At 63.3% G+C, this 17,328-nt stretch carries 14 protein-coding genes; 7 read left to right on the forward strand and 7 right to left on the reverse strand.

What is annotated here, in order from left to right:
* Nucleotides 1-68 precede the first annotated feature (68 nt).
* The 4 genes from CXY75_RS15350 (at nt 69) to CXY75_RS15365 (ending at nt 6,172) form a co-directional block, all read left to right on the forward strand.
* Nucleotides 69-2,351: a glycosyltransferase family 2 protein gene (locus CXY75_RS15350; protein ID WP_369826737.1), complete on the forward strand. Its 2,283-nt coding sequence runs from the start codon at nt 69-71 to the stop codon at nt 2,349-2,351.
* Nucleotides 2,348-3,949: a glycosyl hydrolase family 18 gene (locus CXY75_RS15355; protein ID WP_233201946.1), complete on the forward strand. Its 1,602-nt coding sequence runs from the start codon at nt 2,348-2,350 to the stop codon at nt 3,947-3,949. The genes CXY75_RS15350 and CXY75_RS15355 overlap by 4 nt, the downstream gene beginning before the upstream one ends.
* Nucleotides 3,950-4,157: 208 nt before the next feature.
* On the forward strand, nt 4,158-5,441 hold the full coding sequence (locus tag CXY75_RS15360) for a cell wall metabolism sensor histidine kinase WalK (RefSeq protein ID WP_104083685.1): 1,284 nt from the start codon (nt 4,158-4,160) through the stop codon (nt 5,439-5,441).
* Nucleotides 5,438-6,172 (forward strand): response regulator transcription factor, encoded by a 735-nt coding sequence (locus tag CXY75_RS15365; protein WP_104083686.1) that lies wholly within the window; start codon nt 5,438-5,440, stop codon nt 6,170-6,172. The genes CXY75_RS15360 and CXY75_RS15365 overlap by 4 nt, the downstream gene beginning before the upstream one ends.
* Before the next feature lie 141 nt (nt 6,173-6,313).
* On the opposite strand, the gene mnhG is transcribed toward CXY75_RS15365, so the two are convergent.
* The 6 genes from mnhG to CXY75_RS15395 are packed head-to-tail and all read right to left on the reverse strand — an operon-like array spanning nt 6,314 to nt 12,587.
* Nucleotides 6,314-6,658 (reverse strand): monovalent cation/H(+) antiporter subunit G, encoded by a 345-nt coding sequence (gene mnhG / locus CXY75_RS15370; RefSeq protein WP_104083687.1) that lies wholly within the window; start codon nt 6,656-6,658, stop codon nt 6,314-6,316.
* Nucleotides 6,655-6,924, reverse strand: a complete 270-nt coding sequence (locus tag CXY75_RS15375; RefSeq protein WP_369826738.1) for a monovalent cation/H+ antiporter complex subunit F — start codon at nt 6,922-6,924, stop codon at nt 6,655-6,657. Before CXY75_RS15375 ends, mnhG begins: the two co-directional genes overlap by 4 nt.
* The gene (locus CXY75_RS15380; protein WP_104083689.1) at nt 6,921-7,514 is read right to left on the reverse strand and encodes a Na+/H+ antiporter subunit E; all 594 of its coding nucleotides are present in this window, start codon (nt 7,512-7,514) and stop codon (nt 6,921-6,923) included. The genes CXY75_RS15375 and CXY75_RS15380 overlap by 4 nt, the downstream gene beginning before the upstream one ends.
* Nucleotides 7,511-9,118: a Na+/H+ antiporter subunit D gene (locus tag CXY75_RS15385; RefSeq protein ID WP_104083690.1), complete on the reverse strand. Its 1,608-nt coding sequence runs from the start codon at nt 9,116-9,118 to the stop codon at nt 7,511-7,513. Before CXY75_RS15385 ends, CXY75_RS15380 begins: the two co-directional genes overlap by 4 nt.
* Nucleotides 9,115-9,657, reverse strand: coding sequence for a sodium:proton antiporter (locus CXY75_RS15390; RefSeq protein WP_104083691.1), 543 nt, complete (start codon nt 9,655-9,657; stop codon nt 9,115-9,117). Before CXY75_RS15390 ends, CXY75_RS15385 begins: the two co-directional genes overlap by 4 nt.
* The gene (locus CXY75_RS15395) at nt 9,654-12,587 is read right to left on the reverse strand and encodes a Na+/H+ antiporter subunit A (RefSeq protein WP_104083692.1); all 2,934 of its coding nucleotides are present in this window, start codon (nt 12,585-12,587) and stop codon (nt 9,654-9,656) included. Before CXY75_RS15395 ends, CXY75_RS15390 begins: the two co-directional genes overlap by 4 nt.
* A 391-nt stretch (nt 12,588-12,978) precedes the next feature.
* Here CXY75_RS15395 and CXY75_RS15400 point away from each other — a divergent pair, with 391 nt between their 5' ends.
* On the forward strand, nt 12,979-14,451 hold the full coding sequence (locus tag CXY75_RS15400) for an amino acid permease (protein WP_233201981.1): 1,473 nt from the start codon (nt 12,979-12,981) through the stop codon (nt 14,449-14,451).
* 22 nt (nt 14,452-14,473) lie between these two features.
* Here CXY75_RS15400 and CXY75_RS15405 read toward each other — a convergent pair whose 3' ends face one another.
* Nucleotides 14,474-15,745, reverse strand: a complete 1,272-nt coding sequence (locus CXY75_RS15405) for an MFS transporter (RefSeq protein WP_104083693.1) — start codon at nt 15,743-15,745, stop codon at nt 14,474-14,476.
* A gap of 195 nt (nt 15,746-15,940) precedes the next feature.
* Between CXY75_RS15405 and purU the strand changes: the two genes are divergently transcribed.
* Together purU and CXY75_RS15415 are read left to right on the forward strand one after the other, a co-directional pair.
* Entirely contained in the window at nt 15,941-16,801 is an 861-nt protein-coding gene (purU, locus tag CXY75_RS15410; protein ID WP_104083694.1) for a formyltetrahydrofolate deformylase, read from the forward strand.
* A gap of 105 nt (nt 16,802-16,906) precedes the next feature.
* Complete coding sequence (locus CXY75_RS15415; RefSeq protein WP_233201947.1) at nt 16,907-17,263, forward strand: YrdB family protein; 357 nt, start codon at nt 16,907-16,909, stop codon at nt 17,261-17,263.
* Nucleotides 17,264-17,328 lie beyond the last annotated feature (65 nt).

The following is a 17,328-nucleotide window of genomic DNA, read 5'->3' on the forward strand; positions in this document are numbered from 1 at the left end:
AGCCCAACAATTTCGCTACCCGCAAACGTCAATTGGGGTCGGAAAAATCAACGACCCCCTTACCCAGTGTGCATCCGCGCCCCAGCGACGGGAAACTACTCCGGGGACGCCTCGGCATTCTCGCCACGATCATTTTCTGGGCGGTATACGTCATCTACACGGTGGTGCGCGAGTTTCTCAACTCGGGCACGGCCGGTTTTCGCTTCACCACCGAAGCCCTCGCTTACGTGGTGATCGTGACCGTTCTCATGTTCTCGGCGCTCATGTATCTCATCTCACGGCAGGGCGCTCTGCAGCGGTTTCAACATCACCAACGAGTGCCACGCGGCGTTCTGGACGACCATTTTACCGAGGCCCACAGCGCACTGACCGTTCTCGTACCGTCCTATGCCGAGGAACCATCGGTCATACGTGCAACTCTCTGGTCGGCGGCACTTCAGGAATACCCCACGATTCGACTCGTACTGCTCATTGACGACGATCCTCACCCCGCTGACCCTGCAGTGCAGCGTCGGCTGGACGAGACACGCGGAATCGCCAACGAGATCAATGACGCATTGGCAGAACCAAGTCGACGTTTTAGCGACGCTCTGCAACTGTTCGCACTCGAGCTCGACGACGCGCCCGGCGTGACCGGCGACGCCGTGAGACGGCTGTCCGCCCACTACCGATGGGCTGCACGCTGGCTGGAAACCCACACCACCGCGGATGGCGCCAGGGATCACATGGAGAAGTTCTTCGTCGACGAGGTGCTCGGCGGACTCGCGAGCGATTTTGGACTCATCAGTTCGGCGCTCGACGCTGCCGCTTGGGAAGACCTGGCGCCGTCACCGAAACGCATGATGGAGCTTCATCGTCGTCTCGTCTGGACGTTCACGGCTACTGTCGACACCTTTGAGCGCAAGCAGTTCTCATCGCTCTCGCACGAGGCCAACAAGGCTATGAACCTCAATGCTTATATAGGGCTCATGGGTGGCAACTATCGGCGCGAGGAGGAGCCCAACGGCAGCATACTCTGGCCGGTCCAGGACGAGTCCGAAGCTGACTTCATCGTGCCCGATGCTGTCTACCTGCTCACGCTCGATGCCGACTCGGTACTGCTGCGCGATTACTGCCTGCGGCTGGTCTACTTTTTGGAACAGTCAGAAAACTCTCGCGTGGCCGTCACCCAAACGCCCTACTCATCATTTAGGGGTGCACCGACTCGACTCGAACGGTTGGCCGGCGCCACGACCGACATTCAGCACATTCTCCACCAGGGAATGTCGCACTTCGGAGCGGCCTTCTGGGTCGGCGCCAATGCCGTCATTCGCAAACGCGCCCTAGAAGACATCGTTGAGGTCGAAACAGTCGGCGGCTTTGAAGTGCGACGCTACGTGCAGGACCGCACGGTCATTGAAGACACCGAGTCGAGCATCGACCTCGGCGTGCACGGCTGGACCCTGGTCAACTACCCGGAACGATTGAGCTACAGTGCCACTCCCCCGGACTTCGGATCGCTCATCGTGCAACGCCGGCGATGGGCGAACGGGGGTCTGCTCATCCTTCCGAAATTTTTGACGCAGGTGCGTGCCCGGCGTGGAACCGACAATCCGGTGACATTTCTGGAGCTGTGCCTTCGGCTGAACTACATCAGCTCGATCGCTTGGGCCAATGTCGGGCTGCTGTTCCTGCTCGTTTACCCCTATGACAGCCGCCTACTGAGCCCAATCGTGCTGCTGGCATCGTTGCCGTATTTTCTGCTGATGGGCAGCGACCTGCGCTACAACGGCTACAAATTCTCAGACGTTCTGCGTATATACGGACTCAACCTCATTCTCTTGCCGGTGAACCTGGCCGGAGTGCTCAAATCTCTGCAACAGGCGATCACCGGAAAGAAGATTCCTTTCGCCCGAACACCCAAGGTGAAGAGCCGCACGTCAGCACCCCTACTGTTCATTCTGGCGCCCTACGCGATCGTCGCGTTTTCTGCTTTCACCGTGTGGCGTAACATCTCAGCGGAGAGCTGGGGCAACGCCCTCTTCGCCGCTGTCAACACGGTGCTTGCTCTCACCACGATCCTTACCACCATCGGAATTTGGAACTCAATCGTTGACGTCTGGCTCGGCCTCACCAACTGGTTGTGGATTGAGAGAAAGCCCGGTCGCGATTTCGTTCCGGCCCTCGCGACACCGCCGAGCCCGTCGCTCAATTGGCGTTCCGTGCTCTATCACGGTGGAATATCCGACTACCCACAACTCACCACACCCGTACCCAAGAGTGGCGAAGTAGTTCGCTGGTCAAACGAAAAGGACTTTCCCGTGTCATCAACCAGTCGCGAATTACACTCCCGCGCCAAGGAACTTTCATGACCACGGAGATGGTGCCCGTGCCCGTCTACGTTCGACCGACCAGGCGGCTGGGATTCTGGCGAATGACCTTGGCCGTCTTCGTCGTGCTCAGCCTTACCGCGGGCAGCTTCGCGGGCTGGCAGTGGTGGGCATCTTCTCGCGCGGTCGCCGCCTATGATCCGTGGTTTGCCAGCTATGTTGACGTGACCGCGACACCGAGCTATGCGTTCGAGTCGCCGACCACGACCTCACGGGAGAACGTTGTGCTCTCGTTCATCGTGGCCGCCACGGATGACCCCTGCGAACCGACCTGGGGCACGGCGTATTCGCTGGACGAGGCATCCGCTTCTCTCGATTTGGATCGTCGACTTGCTCGCCTCAGTCAGCTGGGGGGCCATGCCACGATTTCGTTCGGTGGCGCTATTAACGATGAGCTGGCCACCGGCTGCACCAATGCCAGCAAACTCGCCCGGGCATACAGCACGGTCATTGACCGGTATCAGACGTCGCACATCGACCTCGACATTGAGAATACGGCGTTGTCGGATTCAGCCGCCGGTGAACGACGCGCCGCCGCGATCAAGACAGTGCAGGATAAGCAGGAAGCTGCTGGCACACCCTTGGTGGTCTGGCTGACCCTTCCCGTGGCCCCGCACGGACTTACCGACGATGGTCAGCGGGCCGTCGAGCAACTTCTTGCCGCTGGTGTCGACCTCGCCGGTGTCAACGTCATGACCATGGAATATGGCGAAAGCAAGAAACCAACTGCGTCAATGGCGGATGCATCGATCGACGCTTTGAACGCCACTCACGCTCAGCTCGGTGTGCTGAACTCGGCCGCTGGCATCGAGATGACCGATGCCGATCTCTGGTCACGTATCGGTGCGACACCGATGATCGGACAGAATGGAACGGTTGACGAGGTCTTCGGCTTAGCCGATGCGCGCATACTGAACGCTTTTGCACAAGACAAACAACTCGGCCGCATGTCGATGTGGTCGCTCAACCGGGATCGCACCTGCAGCCCGAACTATGTGGACGTGAAGCAGGTGTCGGACGCCTGCAGCGGGGTCGAACAGGGCGACCAGACCTTCTCGGACATTCTTGGCGCCAAGTTCACGGCCGTTGCCGGCAGTGCGCCGCCCCTCACGGGCGCAGCAGCGGCTACGCCCACGCCTCAGCCAACGACGGCGCCGGTGGACTTCATCGAGGACAACCCGCTGACCAGCCCGTATCCGATCTGGTCGGTCGACACAATTTATCCCAAGAACACCAAAATTGTGCGCAACAGCAACGTCTACGAGACCAAATGGTGGAGCCAGGGCGATATTCCCGACAACGCTGCACTGCAGGCATTCGAAACTCCGTGGGAGCTGGTAGGCCCGGTGCTGGCTACCGATACACCGCAGGTACAGATCCTTCTCCCGGAGGGCAGCTACGCTAACTGGTCCCCGACCGAAATCTATGAGGCTAGCGCGCGCGTGCTATTGGCCGGCGTGCCCTACCAGTCGAAGTGGTGGAATCAGGCCGCCAGCCCGAGCGCCACCGCGCTCAATGGGGAAACCGGCCCGTGGCGCCTGCTGACGGCTATCGAGGTGACGGAGCGGCTCGAGCAATAGGCATGGGGCTTCCGGCGACGTCGGAGCAGGGCGTATTCCCAGCCGGCGTCGCCGGAAGCAACCATCTCAGCGAGAAAACCGTCAAAAAATGGCCCCAGTGACTCCAGACAGCTCGACATCGCGCATCCTCAGAATTAATTAGCAGCCCGCGCGGCAAGTACCGCACTTTTTCCCTAGTTCTGCGCCCACAGATCGTTACACTTCGATCATGGGGCAAATGGGCATGTCGCGACATCACGAGGGCTATGCCCGAGCTCTGCTGGAGTTTCAGATAGTGGTGTTGGGCGCGCTGCTGGTCGTCGGCACGGCGGTCGTGCTCACCCGCCACGCTACCCTCGACCTCTTCATCTACGCCTCCGGTGCCGGGCTCATCGTGCTGGTCACCGCAGCGACGATATTTTGGCGCCAGAACGCCCAGTTGCAGAGACTTTCACTGGTGCTGCCTCTGATAGACATTGTGGGCATTCGCTTGACCGCTTTCGCCGATCACACCGCGCAATCGGGCGGCGCGCTGCTGCTCATTCTGCCCATCGTCTGGATCGCCTACAGTTTCGGATACCGGGGCTTCGTGATCTGCCTGGCACTCGTGGCGGTGACAAGCCCGAGCAGTTTCTACGCGCGCTACGCCGACTTCACCAGCGACGACTTCACCAGACTCGTGGCTTTTCCGCTGACCCTGACTATTTTGGCGGCGGCTGCGGGGGTGGCGGGCGTGCGCATCCGCCGAAAAAGGGTGCAGCTGGCCGCGCAGACCGCACTGACCGAACAGGCGGTACGGGCCCGCGACGACCTGATAGACGCCGTCACCCACGAACTGCGCACTCCCCTCACGTCAATTCTGGGCAATGCGGAGCTGGTAGTGCACGCAAGCGGGCAGGCGCAAACGGTGGAGCGGCGGGCCGGGGTGATCGTGCGCAACGCCGAGCAGATGGAGAGAATTCTGGCCGATCTGTTACTGGCGCGCAGCACGGGCACCGCGCTGCTCGGGCTGCAGAGCGCAGCCACCGACGTTCGGGTGCTGATCGACCATTCCCTGGCAGCAAGCCGTGCCGCCGCCGATGCGCGGCAGGTCACCATTAACGTCATCGCGGCCGACCAAGCCTGGGCCGAGGTCGACCCGAACCGCATTCGGCAGGTGCTCGACAATCTGCTCACCAACGCCATCAAGTACAACCACGTCGGTGGCACGGTGACCGTGAGCGAAACGCGCACCATTGACACGATAACGATTGCCGTAACTGACAGCGGATGCGGCATCGCCGATGCGGAACGCGAGCAGGTATTCGAGCCGTACTATCGCACCGAGTCGGCGCGGCGCTCGACCCAGATGGGCAGCGGGCTGGGGCTCGGCATCAGTCGCGACATTGCGCGCCGGCACGGCGGCGAGCTGCGCTTAGCACACTCGTCGGCCGCTGGCAGCCGGTTTGAGCTCACGTTGCCACTCGCGGCGGTGCCCGTTCCGGCCAGTGCTGGTGCTGGTGCGCGGATATGACCGAGATTGCTGAACGCGTTGCCGTGGTGATCGAAGATGACGTCGATATTGGCGAGGTGATCGAGGCGATCCTGATCGAAGCCGGTTTCGTTGTGAAAATCGCCGACTCCGGTGCCGCGGGCGTGCAGCTCGTGCGGGAGTTGGATCCGACCCTAACAACCCTCGACGTCAACATGCCCGGCATGGACGGCTTCGAAACCCTCAAACGCATTCGCCTCCTCAGCGCCCACAGCATCATCATGATCTCCGCACGCTTCGATGAGCTCGACGTCGTGCGGGGTCTAAGCGCCGGAGCCGACGATTTCGTGGCCAAGCCGTTTCGCACCGGGGAACTGCGCGCCCGCATCGACGCCGTGCTGCGAAGAGCGCCGCGCGCAGCTGACCCCGAGCCTGTGGTGAGCGGATGGCTACAGCACGATGGCCTGCGCCTGAATCCTGAGCGGCGCCTCGTGGAGGTGGATCGAGCATCCGTTCTGCTCACTCGCAGTGAATTTAACTTGCTCGCGAGCCTGCTTCAGCCCGGCAACAGGGTGCACACCAAGGCCGAGCTCGTTCTGGAGTTGCGCGGGGAGAGCTACACCACGAGCGGTCTCGTGATGGATTCCGACCGCCGCTCCCTCGAGGTGCACGTGGCCAATGTGCGCAAGAAGATCGGGCGCACGAGCGCCGGTGCCGAGCGCATCGAAACCGTGCGCGGCATCGGTTATCGCCTGGCGGCATCGGACGCGTAGCCCGTTCTCGGCACGCCCTCGCGTTGGTCGATGGCGAGCTCGGCCCGGGGCTCGTTGATCGAGGCGCGAGCTGGAGAGCGATCGAAATCGTCGTCGGCCCGTCGCGGCACTCGCTGGTGCGGCACAGATCGTCGCCGCGTGTCAGCGGGCGGCGTGGCGACCCCGCAACTCGTCGACGAGGAGCAGGTCGGGGCGCAGGTGCTCGGTTTCGTAGGCGGCGCGGCCCACCAGGTGCGCGGCCATCGGTGCGGTCAGGGCCTGAAAGACCACGATCGCAACGACGAGCGTGACGGTGCCGACCGAGAGATTGTTGATCGCGACATCCGCTGTCACGGCCATCAGGCCGAAGATTTGCGGCTTGGTCGCCGCGTGTAGTCGCGATAACACGTCGGGAAAGCGGATGAGTCCAATTCCGGCGGCGAGGCACATGGCGGCCCCGGCGAGTACCAGTACGGCAGTCAGCACATCGTGCAGCACGCCGCTCATGCGCTGTCTCGAGCGGGCAGAAATCGGGCGACACTGAGGGAGCCGAGCACCGCGAACAGGGCGAGCACCAGTAGCACCGGCAGCGTATCGGTGTGCCGGTTCAGGGCCATCTCCGCGCCGAGTGCGCAAATGATGGTCGCCACCAGCACGTCGGAAGCGATGACCCGGTCGAGCACGCTCGGGCCAGCCACGATGCGATACACGGCCAGGAGCGCGCCGACCGCAAACATAATCGAGGCCACGACTGCCACAATCTGCAACATCATGAGGTTCCCTTCCCTTGCGATCGGCGAACGCGCCGGTTCGCTGGCAATACCTCTCGCATCTGTTCGACGTCTTCGCGCGAGCCGAATCCGCGCACGATGCGCCGCTCGGTGTTCTGCACTTCTCGCCGAAAGCTCTCGATTTCACCGGCGCTGCGCATGTTGAGTACATGCAAGTACAAAATGGACGATTCCCGGTCGATGTCGACCACGATCGACCCCGGCACAATCGACGTGGCCACGGCGGTCCAGGTGAGAATGAGGTCGCTTCGGGTGCGCAATCGAATCTCCAAAATTGCGTTCGACGTCACCAGCCGGGGCTTGACTGCCAGCCAGGCGACCTCGACCGACGCCCGCACGATGTCCGCGATCAGGCGCACGAGAAACACCACGGTGTGCAGCGGATGCACCCGCCCACTCAGCTGCACCGGCACCAGATAAAACACCACGGTCACCACCAAGCCGACGAGAAAACCAACGAGCAGATTCAGCCAGGAAAATTCACCCCAGAGCAGCATCCACAGCACGATCAGGGCGATCAGCGGCGGAACCTGATTGCCGACGGCTTCGAACCGTTCGCGTCGCGTGGTCACTTCGTGCCCCTTTCGAAGTTGGTGCCTACATTGCTATCTTCGATCGCTCCGGTGCCGTTCGGGAACACGGTGTCAATGTAGGTCGATGGCGAGCTGATGTTGGCAGCGGCGCGGGTGGCCAGGTCGAAGATCGGCCCGGCGAAAACGCTGAGGCTGACGGTCAGCAGGAGCATGGCGCTGGTCGCGCTAACCATGAGCGGTGAGATCGTCTTCTTCTGCACGAGACCCGCGTCTTCTGGATCTTCTGTGAGCGACACCGATATGGACGCGGTGCGGTCGGCCATCTGTTGCTTGGGTCGCCAGAACGCCAGGTTCCACGCCCGGGACAGCGCGTACAGCGTGAGCAGCGACGTGAGTGCACCGACCCCGATCAGCACGTAGCTGATCGGGTCGCCGACGATCGTGCCGGCCTGAAACAGCGCGATCTTGCCCAGGAACCCGGAGAATGGCGGGATTCCACCGAGATTGAGCGCGCCGAGAAAGAACAAAATAGCTACGAACGGCGACGACTTGAGCAGCCCGCCGAGGCGCGACAGCGAGGTGGTGCCGCCGACCCGGTCGATCAGTCCAGCGGTCAGAAACAGGGTCGTTTGCACGGTGATGTGATGCACGACGTAGAAGATGGTCGCGGCGATGGCGAGCGGGGTTCCGATCGCAATACCGAACAGCATGTAGCCGATGTGACTGACCAGGGTAAACGAGAGCAGACGTTTGATATCGGCCTGGGCGAGAGAACCCAAAATACCCGCGAGCATGGTCAGCGCTGCGACGATCATGAGCGGCATCGAGAACTGATTGTCGGGAAAGAACAGGGTCTGGGTGCGCAGGATCGCGTACACGCCGACCTTGGTGAGCAACCCGGCGAACACAGCCGTGACCGGCGCTGGCGCCGTCGGGTAGGAGTCCGGTAGCCAGAACGACATCGGAAAGACGGCGGCCTTCACCCCGAAGGCGATCAGCAGCAACAGACCGAGAATCAGCTGAATATCGGCGGGGAGGTCGGGCATCCGTTCGGCGATGAGGGCGAGGGTGACCGTGCCGGTGGCGCCGTAGATCAGGGCGATCGCGCACAGGAACAGCAGCGATGAGACGAGGCTGACGACGATGTAGGTGATACCCACCCGAATACGCGCGCCGGTGCCGCCGAGGGTCAAGAGCACATAGCTGGCCGAGAGCAGCATCTCGAATCCGACGTACATCGAGAACAGGTCACCGGCGACAAAGGCGTTGAACACTCCGGCCGCCAGCACGAGATAGGTTGGGTGAAAAATCGATACCGGTGTTTCGGTGTGACCGTCAACGATGCCCTGACCGACCGCGAACAGCAGCACCCCGAGCAGCATCAGTGCCGAGATGAGCAGCATGATCGCCGAGAGCCGGTCGACGACGAGCACAATGCCCCACGGAGCCTCCCAGCCGCCGACCTGCACCACGGCCGGGCCGAATCGGTCGACCTGCATGAGCAACACGGCGCTCATCACGGCCGCTGCGGCGAGGCTCAGCACGCTGACCAGCATCTGCAGGCTGCGGCGCCTGCCGAGAATCAGGGCGACCGCGGCACCGAGCAGCGGCAGGCAGACGATGAGGGGAACGAGGGCGGTCATCGCGCACCACCCTCTTCGTGAGCGGATGCGTCGGCACGGCCGACGGCATCAGTTGCCCGTGCAGGTTTAACCGCGCGAGAATATGTGTCTTCATCGCTCGTTGCCCCGTCACCGCGCTCGAACTCGTCGAGGGACTCGGCAATCGCGTCGTCATCGTCGGACGAAGAACGGAAGGTGGCGTCATTGACACTCTCGGTGCTGTGCTCATCGGTAACGGTGTCGCCCTCGTCGCCGAGCTGGGCGAGCCACCAGGAGCGGTAGATCAGCGCGAGCAGCAGTGCCGTGATACCGAAGTTGATCACGATGGCCGTGAGCATGAGCACCTGTGGCATCGGATCAACCATGTCGTCAGCGCTCGTGCCGGTCACTATTGGTGAGCTGCCGGGGCGGCCGCTCATGATGAAGATGAGCAGGTTGGTGGCGTTGCCGACCAGCAGAAAGCCGATCAGTACCCGCGTGAGGCTGCGTTCGAGCATCACATAGACGCCGGCCGCGTACATGACGGCCATCACGATGACGAGGGTGAGGGAGGCGCTCATCGGGTGACTTCCTCGGTGTTTGCCGGGGGTGCCGTGTTGGTCGTGGACGCGGCGACTTCACTCTGTCGGTCGATTTCATTGCCAAGGCCGCGCAAAATGTCGTGGGTGAGGCCGATGACAACGAGATACACCCCGATGTCGAAGATGGTCGAGGTGCCAAACGACAGATCGCCAAGCACGGGCACGGTCGCCGTAAAGTAGGCCGATTCGAGCGGAATGCCATCGAAGAACAGCGAGACGACAGCCATGCCAACGGCCAGAATGACCCCGAGGCCGAGGATCTTGCCGGGGTCGATCGGGGCTGCTTCGCTGAGCTCATAGCGCCCCCCCGCGAGATAGCGGGACACGAGGGCGAGGCCAGCCAGCAACCCGCCGGCGAACCCACCGCCGGGCAAGTTATGGCCGGCAAAGAGCAGGTAGATCGAGACGATCATCGCCGGGTGAAAGAGCAACCGCACGAGCACTTCGATCAGGATCGACCGGTTGCGCGGGTCGTTCTTGCGCCCCGCGAGCAAAAAAACCTGTCGGGTGACGGCGTGGCCCTCGCTCGAGAGCTCGGGCTCGGCGACGATACGGCGTCGGTTTGCGCCCGAGCGCAGGCTGCGCGATTCTTTCAGGCGCGGCACAACCGCATCACGGCCAGACACGAACAGCAGGCTCGCGACGCCGGTCGCGACGACGATGAGCACCGATATCTCGCCCATGGTGTCCCAGGCGCGAATGTCCACGAGCATCACGTTGACAATGTTGTCGCCGTGCCCGCCGTCGACCGACAGGCGCGGCAGAGCGCCGGCGATGCTCGCAAAGTCTCGGGCGCCGAGCGCGATGAAGCCGATCGTGCCCATGACCAGGCCGACCAGGCTGCCGATCAGCAGGCGCCGCTTGCGGCGCACCGGCTTGTTGTGCTGGGCGATATTCGCGGGCAGGCGGCGCAGTACGAGCACGAAGATGACGAGGGTGATTGATTCAACCAAGGCCTGGGTGAGGGCGAGGTCGGGCGCGCCGTGAAAGGCGAACAGGGTAACCAGGCCGTAGCCGGTAACGCCGGCCAGAATGACCGCGGTCATCCGCTGCCCGACGCGGGCCGCCATCACCGCGCAGATTCCCATGATCAGCGCAATGAGCACCTGGCCCGGGTAGTCCCAAAGCACGATCGCGTCGGGCCAGGTACGGTTGACGAACGCCGCGAAGCCGAGGGCGACCACGAACACGCTGAGAATCGTGCCGAGATACTGCGGCAGCCCGCCCTGTTGGGCGAAGTGGGTGACCCGGGCGGCGACGCGGTCGACGGAGCGAATGGCCTTGCCATAGCCGCGGCCAGCATCGATGTAGTCGGGAACCTTCGCTTGCAACTTCGATACTGTGCGGCGCGCGCGAAACAGCAGCGCGCCCAGCACCAGCACGATCGCGCTCAAGTAGAGGGCCGGCTCGAGCCCGTGCCAGAGCGCGAGGTGGTACGGCGGTTCGGTGAGGCTGCCGGCGCCCGGCACGGTATCGGCGTACGGCGCGAGCAGCGCATCGAGCGTGGCGGCAAACAGGCCGAGGCCGATCGTCGCCACGGTGAGCACGCCCGGGGCGAGCAGAGTGTCCCACGGGCTCGCGTGCAGCACGGTGTCTGATCGTTCCTTGCGCGTTCCAAACGCGCCCCAGAAGAAGCGGATGCTGTACGCCACGGTCAGCACGGATCCAACGGCCGTGCCGATCAGCGCCGCATAACCCCAACCGGAGCCGCCGACGCCGGCGTCGAGCAACGAGGTGAACACGGCTTCCTTGGCGACGAAACCAAACAGTGGCGGCAGACCGGCCATCGACGCAACGGCCACGAACGCGATTGCCGCGAGCACCGGGGCGCTGCGTCCGACGCCGCTGAGCTTCCGCCAGTCCCGGGTACCGGCTCGATGGTCGATCACTCCGACGACGAGAAACAGCGTGGCCTTATAGAGTGCGTGCGCGAGCAACAGAGCTGCTCCGGCGAGCGCGGTGTCGCGGGTGTTGAACCCAATGGCGATCATCAGAAAGCCGAGTTGGCTGACCGTGCCGTAGGCGAGCAGCAGTTTGAGGTCGTATTGGCGCAGAGCCCGCCATGCCCCGACCACCATGGTCCAAACGCCGAGGGTGACGAGCACGGGCAGCCAGCCATCGCTGTCGGCGTATCCGGGAGCGAGCCGGGCGACGATGTAGATGCCGGCTTTGACCATGGCGGCGGCGTGCAGGTAGGCGCTGACCGGGGTCGGCGCGGCCATCGCTGCCGGCAGCCAGAAGTGGAACGGTACCAGCGCACTCTTGGAGAGCGCCCCGACCAGAATGAGCAGAACCGCCCAGTTACCCATCGTGCTGGTTACCGGGTTAGCCACAATGTAGGCGAGGCTCGTTGTGCCGGAGGCGACCGAGATCATCACGACACCCACCAACATCACCAGACCGCCGAATGTCGTCACGATCAGGGCTTGCAGGGCGGCGCCGCGGCTCTCGCGTTTATGCGTGTAATGCCCGATCAAGAGGTAGGAGAGCACACTGGTGATCTCCCAGAACATGAACATGATCACCAGGTCGTCCGCGGTGACCAGGCCGTACATGGTGCCGGCGAAGGCGAGCATCAGCGCGGCGAAACGGCCGAGGCTGGGTTCGTCGTCGGTGAAGTAGCGGGCGCAGTAGACCAGGACGAGGGCGCCAACGCCCGTGACGACGAGGGCGAGCAGCCAGGCCAGGGTGTCGACCCGGAAGGACAGGCTGATGCCCAGCTGCGGAATCCACGGGATCGACTGGGTTACGGCGCCGTCAGCTGTAACCGTTGCAGTCTGGGTGAGCGTGTACGCGAACGCACCGGCCGGCAGCAGCGCGATCAGGTAGAAGACGCGAGTTCCGAGGCGCCGGGTCAGCCACGGCGTGAACACCGAGAGAGCGACAAACGCGAGGAGGAACAAAACCATGCGGCCTCCAGGCTTGTCAGGTCGGGGTGTGCAGGTCTAGTCTACCCGCCGACGGGTGCCTCCCGAGGGGTGCCCCCGCCGGGGATGAGGCAATCAGCAGACCGCACCGGAGGCGATGCGGGCGCGCGGAGTAGGGTTACTCTATTCCCCGGCCGACGCCGCATGCCGCGAAAAGCGAGCGTTGCGTGCAGTTTCCGGCCACTTCCCGTGCCACTCGAACCGTTTTCCTGAGAAACTGTTCGCCAGTGGCCGGCCAGCGAAATAGAGAACCGTTTTGAGCCCCATCCGCGGCCAGCAGCCCTCCTCCACGCCCGCACTGAGCACCCCTTCGTCGGAACCGCACGGTCATCACGACCACGCGAACCCGCCTGAGGAAACCCCGTTCGAGCACATCGAAGACGCCCTGAGCGTGCACGAGGATGACGCCCTGCACAAGGGGCTCAAGTCCCGCCACGTGCAGATGATCGCCATCGGCGGCGCGATCGGCACCGGCCTGTTCCTCGGTGCAGGCGGGCGCCTCGCCAGCGCCGGTCCAGCCCTGGTGTTTGTGTATGCGATCTGCGGTTTCTTTGCCTTTCTCATTCTGCGGGCGCTCGGCGAATTGGTGCTGCACCGCCCGAGCTCGGGCTCTTTCGTGTCCTACGCGCGCGAATTCTTCGGCGAGAAGACCGCGTTCGTGACCGGCTGGCTGTACTGGCTGAACTGGGCTATGACGGCCATCGTCGACGTGACAGCCGTCGCCCTGTACATGAACTTCTTTGCGACCTATTGGGCGCCCTTTGGCTCAGTTCCGCAGTGGCTGTATGCCCTGGCCGCGCTCGCCCTCGTGCTATCGCTCAACCTGCTCTCGGTGAAGGTGTTCGGCGAGCTGGAATTTTGGTTCGCGCTCATTAAGGTGCTCGCGATCGTGGCGTTCCTGCTCGTCGGAACCTGGATGGTGATCTTCGGCACGCCGCTTGACGGTGCCACGGTCGGGTTTGCGCTGATCGGTGAAAACGGAGGCTGGCTGCCCAACGGGCTGATCGCATCCGTTTTGGTGGTGCAGGGCGTCGTGTTCGCGTACGCCTCGATCGAGCTGGTCGGCACGACGGCCGGCGAGACGAAGAATCCCGAGAAGGTCATGCCGAAGGCGATCAACACGGTCATCATCCGCATCGCGGTGTTCTATGTCGGATCGATTCTGCTGCTTTCATTGTTATTGCCGTACACGGCATACAAGGCCGGTGAGAGCCCGTTCGTCACCTTTTTTGGCACGATCGGGGTCGACGGTGTCGACGTCATCATGAACCTGGTTGTACTCACCGCGGCATTGTCCTCGCTCAATGCCGGCTTATATTCCACTGGACGCATACTTCGGTCGATGTCGATCGCCGGCTCGGCACCGCGCTTCGCGGGCAAGATCAGCCGCAACGGTGTTCCGTTCGGTGGCATTTTGCTGACCGGGGCGGTGACGCTGCTCGGTGTGGGGCTCAACGCCATCGTGCCTAATGAGGCATTCGAAATCGTGCTCAACATGGCCGCGATCGGCATCGTGAGCGCGTGGGGAATGATCGTGCTGTGTCAGCTGCGGCTGCAGTCCTGGGCGAAGCGCGGCATTGTGGTACGCCCGGTGTTTCGCATGCCGTGGGCGCCATACTCCGGGTACGTGACGCTCATTTTTCTCGTCGGCGTGCTCGTGCTGATGGCGTTTGATTGGCCTGTCGGCACGCTCACGATCAGTTCCCTGGTACTCATTATTCCGGGACTGATGATCGGCTGGTATGCCTGCCGCGGTCGAATTCTCGAAATCGCGGCCGCCCGTGACGGCTTCACCGGCCATCTACCGGTCGTCGCCAACCGTCCGCTCTCCGATCGCAGCCGGTAGCTCGCCGCGGTCACGCGAACGTTCAGGCCCGTTCGCGTCGCTGGGTCATGCGGTCGGTGACGATTACCAGCGCGAGAGCCACGGCCAGCAGCCCGACATAGACGACGGGCACCAGCTCGAGGCCGACGCTGTCAATGAGTAGCGCGCCAAGTAGCGCGCCACCGCCGATTCCAGCGTTGAACGCGGTCGTGTAGAAGGCACTCGCCGTATCGCGGATGCGCGGCGATGCGGCGTGCAGCATCCGAGTCTGCAGAAGCGGGGCGAGCATGCCAAAGGCCATGCCCCAGAGCACAAACGCGACGATCGCGACGGGCAGGGTCGCCGTGAACATCGCGAGCAGCGTCACGCTCAGGGCGCTCACGGCCAGGCCGAGAATCAGACCGAGGCTCGGACGCGGGCCGAAAACCGTGCCGACGAGCAGGAGCCCGACCGCGCCGGCCACGCCGTAGGCGAAGAGCAGCGGGGCAACGAGCTCGATGTTGACTCTGAGACCATCGAGCAGGAATGGCGCAATGTAGGTATAAAAACTGTAGTGGCCGATCATTGTGATGCCGGTGATGATGCAAATGAGCACCACTGCCGGCACGGTCGCGTCGCGTGGCTGCCGGGTTTTGGTCGTGGATTTCGTCGCGGCAGCGGATGCCGCAGCGCCGGTTGAATACCGCGTCACCGGCGGAAGAAACTTCCAGACCAGAATCGCGCCGAGGAGCATCAGCGCCGCCAGCACGACAAAGGAGAGCCGCCAACCGAGCAGATGTCCGCCCGCCGTGCCGAGCGGAACTCCGAAAACAAAAGCGAGCGTGCCGCCAGCGACGGTGATCGAGACGGCGCGACCGATCTGGGCTTTCGGCACGAGGTGCCCGGCATAGGCGCCGACTACCGACCAGAACAAGCCGTGCGCGACGCCGCCGAGCACTCGGGAGGCGACGACGAACTCATAGGTCGGAGCAATGGCGGTGAGAATATTGCTCACCGCGAAGATGACGAGCACGATGATTATCAAGCCGTGCCGGGGAAAGCGGCGGGTCCAAATGGCGACCGGAGCGCTCGTGAGCACGACCGTGAATGCAAACCAGGAGACCAGGAGCCCGATCTGCGACTGCGACACGTCGAGGCTTCTGCTCATCTCGGGCAAGAGGCCGGTCGGCAGCATTTCACTCGTGACCGAGAGAAAGACGGCGGCAGACAGGGTGATCAGCCCGACCCAGGGGAACGGGGGCCCGACCCGGTTAGAGCGGGCGGACGACACGGGGATGGACCCGGTGGGCAAAAAAATACTGGCGGTATTGGTCATGGCTGCATTCGTGCTGAGAGTCGAGGTCGACCGGTAGGACCATGCACACCGAGATCGAGGCCACTCGACTGCGCGCCGACGTGCGCGCCCGGGGCCCACTTGTTCAGTGCGGCCAGCACGTAGTCTACCGAAACCATCTGCCACGGCAAGGTGGGTGGCCGCGGCATCCGCTCTCGCGCCGAGTATTCTAGTCAAATGACTTCTTCGACCCCGCACCATTGGGTAATCACGATCGTCTGCGCCGACCAGCCCGGAATCGTGCACGCCGTCAGCGGCGCGATCGTGCAGGCGCAGGGCAACATCTCGGAGAGCCAACAATTTTCCAGCGACGACACCGGACGCTTCTTTATGCGTCTGCAGGTGCAGTCCCCGGCGACCAGACCCGAGCTGGAGGCGGCGCTCGCCCCGGTAATCGAGCGCTACGCGATGACCTCAGTCATCGATGTTGTCGGCCGCCCGCTGCGCACGCTCGTGCTCGCCTCCTCGGCCGGGCACTGCGTCAATGACCTGCTGTTTCGCCAGCGCGGTGGCCAGCTGCCGGTGCAGATTCCGCTCGTGCTCAGCAATCACGGCACCCTGCGCGACCTGGTCGGGTTCTATGGTGTGCCGTTTGAATCGCTGCCCATAACGGATGCCGCCAGCAAGGCCGCATTCGAAACGCGCGTCATCGAAGCGGTCGATGAGCTCGATATCGAGCTCATCGTGCTCGCCAGATACATGCAGATTCTCTCGCCCGAGCTGTGCGCGCGATTGAACGGGCGCGCGATTAACATTCATCACTCGTTCCTGCCGGGATTCAAGGGAGCCAACCCCTACCGTCAAGCCCACGCTCGCGGCGTGAAACTGATCGGAGCGACCGCGCACTTCGTGACCGGCGACCTCGATGAGGGCCCGATCATCGAGCAAAACGTGGTGCGGGTCGACCACTCACGCACCCCGGCTGAGCTGGTGTCGATCGGGCAAGACGAGGAAAGCCGCACGCTCACGCAGGCGGTCAAGTGGTTCGCCGAGAACCGGGTACTGCTCGACGGAGCCCGCACGATCATCTTCAAGTAGCGGCGCGGGTTCCGGTCCCACCTTACGGTCCGGGCCCATGATCTATCGTGGGACCACCGACCGGGCCCGGACAGTGTCCGCTGCGGGCCTCGGTAAGATTGACGGGTGACAGATACGCGCACCCTGCCGAAAATCGGCCCCAATGACATGCTCCGATTCCTGCTCGAACTCTTCGCGTTCGTCAGCCTCGGCATCTGGGGATTCCTCGCCTGGCCGCTCCCCTGGCCCGGTGTACTGCTCGGCCTCGCCACCCCTGCATTCGCCATTTTGGTCTGGGCGCTGTTTCGCTCCCCCAAGGCTGTGTTCCGGCTCGACCCGTTCGGCAAAGCCTTCATTGAAATCGCCATCTTCGGCTCGGCCGCCATCGCCTGGTGGGACCTCGGCTTTCCGATCATCACCGTGATCTTCGCCATCGTCGCCACGGTAAGCGGCGTCATCTCCGGCCGCAAGGAGCTCCGCTAGGCACTCCGGCGCCGCCCCACGCCCATCACACCTCGTACCGGGGGATAATTCAGGAAACGAGCCGG

It is taken from the genome of Cryobacterium sp. Y11, from assembly GCF_002929535.1.
Lineage (GTDB): Bacteria > Actinomycetota > Actinomycetes > Actinomycetales > Microbacteriaceae > Cryobacterium.

Coding starts and splice junctions, on each gene's coding strand:
- CXY75_RS15395 (WP_104083692.1), bottom strand. CDS start 12,587: ATGGTTTTGTTCCTCCTCGCGTTTGTCGCTCTCTCGGTGTTCACGCCG.
- CXY75_RS15375 (WP_369826738.1), bottom strand. CDS start 6,924: ATGATGTTGCAGATTGTGGCAGTCGTGGCCTCGATTATGTTTGCGGTC.
- CXY75_RS15385 (WP_104083690.1), bottom strand. CDS start 9,118: ATGACCGCCCTCGTTCCCCTCATCGTCTGCCTGCCGCTGCTCGGTGCC.
- CXY75_RS15390 (WP_104083691.1), bottom strand. CDS start 9,657: ATGAGCGCCTCCCTCACCCTCGTCATCGTGATGGCCGTCATGTACGCG.
- CXY75_RS15365 (WP_104083686.1), top strand. CDS start 5,438: ATGACCGAGATTGCTGAACGCGTTGCCGTGGTGATCGAAGATGACGTC.
- CXY75_RS15355 (WP_233201946.1), top strand. CDS start 2,348: ATGACCACGGAGATGGTGCCCGTGCCCGTCTACGTTCGACCGACCAGG.
- CXY75_RS15360 (WP_104083685.1), top strand. CDS start 4,158: ATGGGGCAAATGGGCATGTCGCGACATCACGAGGGCTATGCCCGAGCT.
- CXY75_RS15405 (WP_104083693.1), bottom strand. CDS start 15,745: ATGACCAATACCGCCAGTATTTTTTTGCCCACCGGGTCCATCCCCGTG.
- purU (WP_104083694.1), top strand. CDS start 15,941: ATGACTTCTTCGACCCCGCACCATTGGGTAATCACGATCGTCTGCGCC.
- mnhG (WP_104083687.1), bottom strand. CDS start 6,658: ATGAGCGGCGTGCTGCACGATGTGCTGACTGCCGTACTGGTACTCGCC.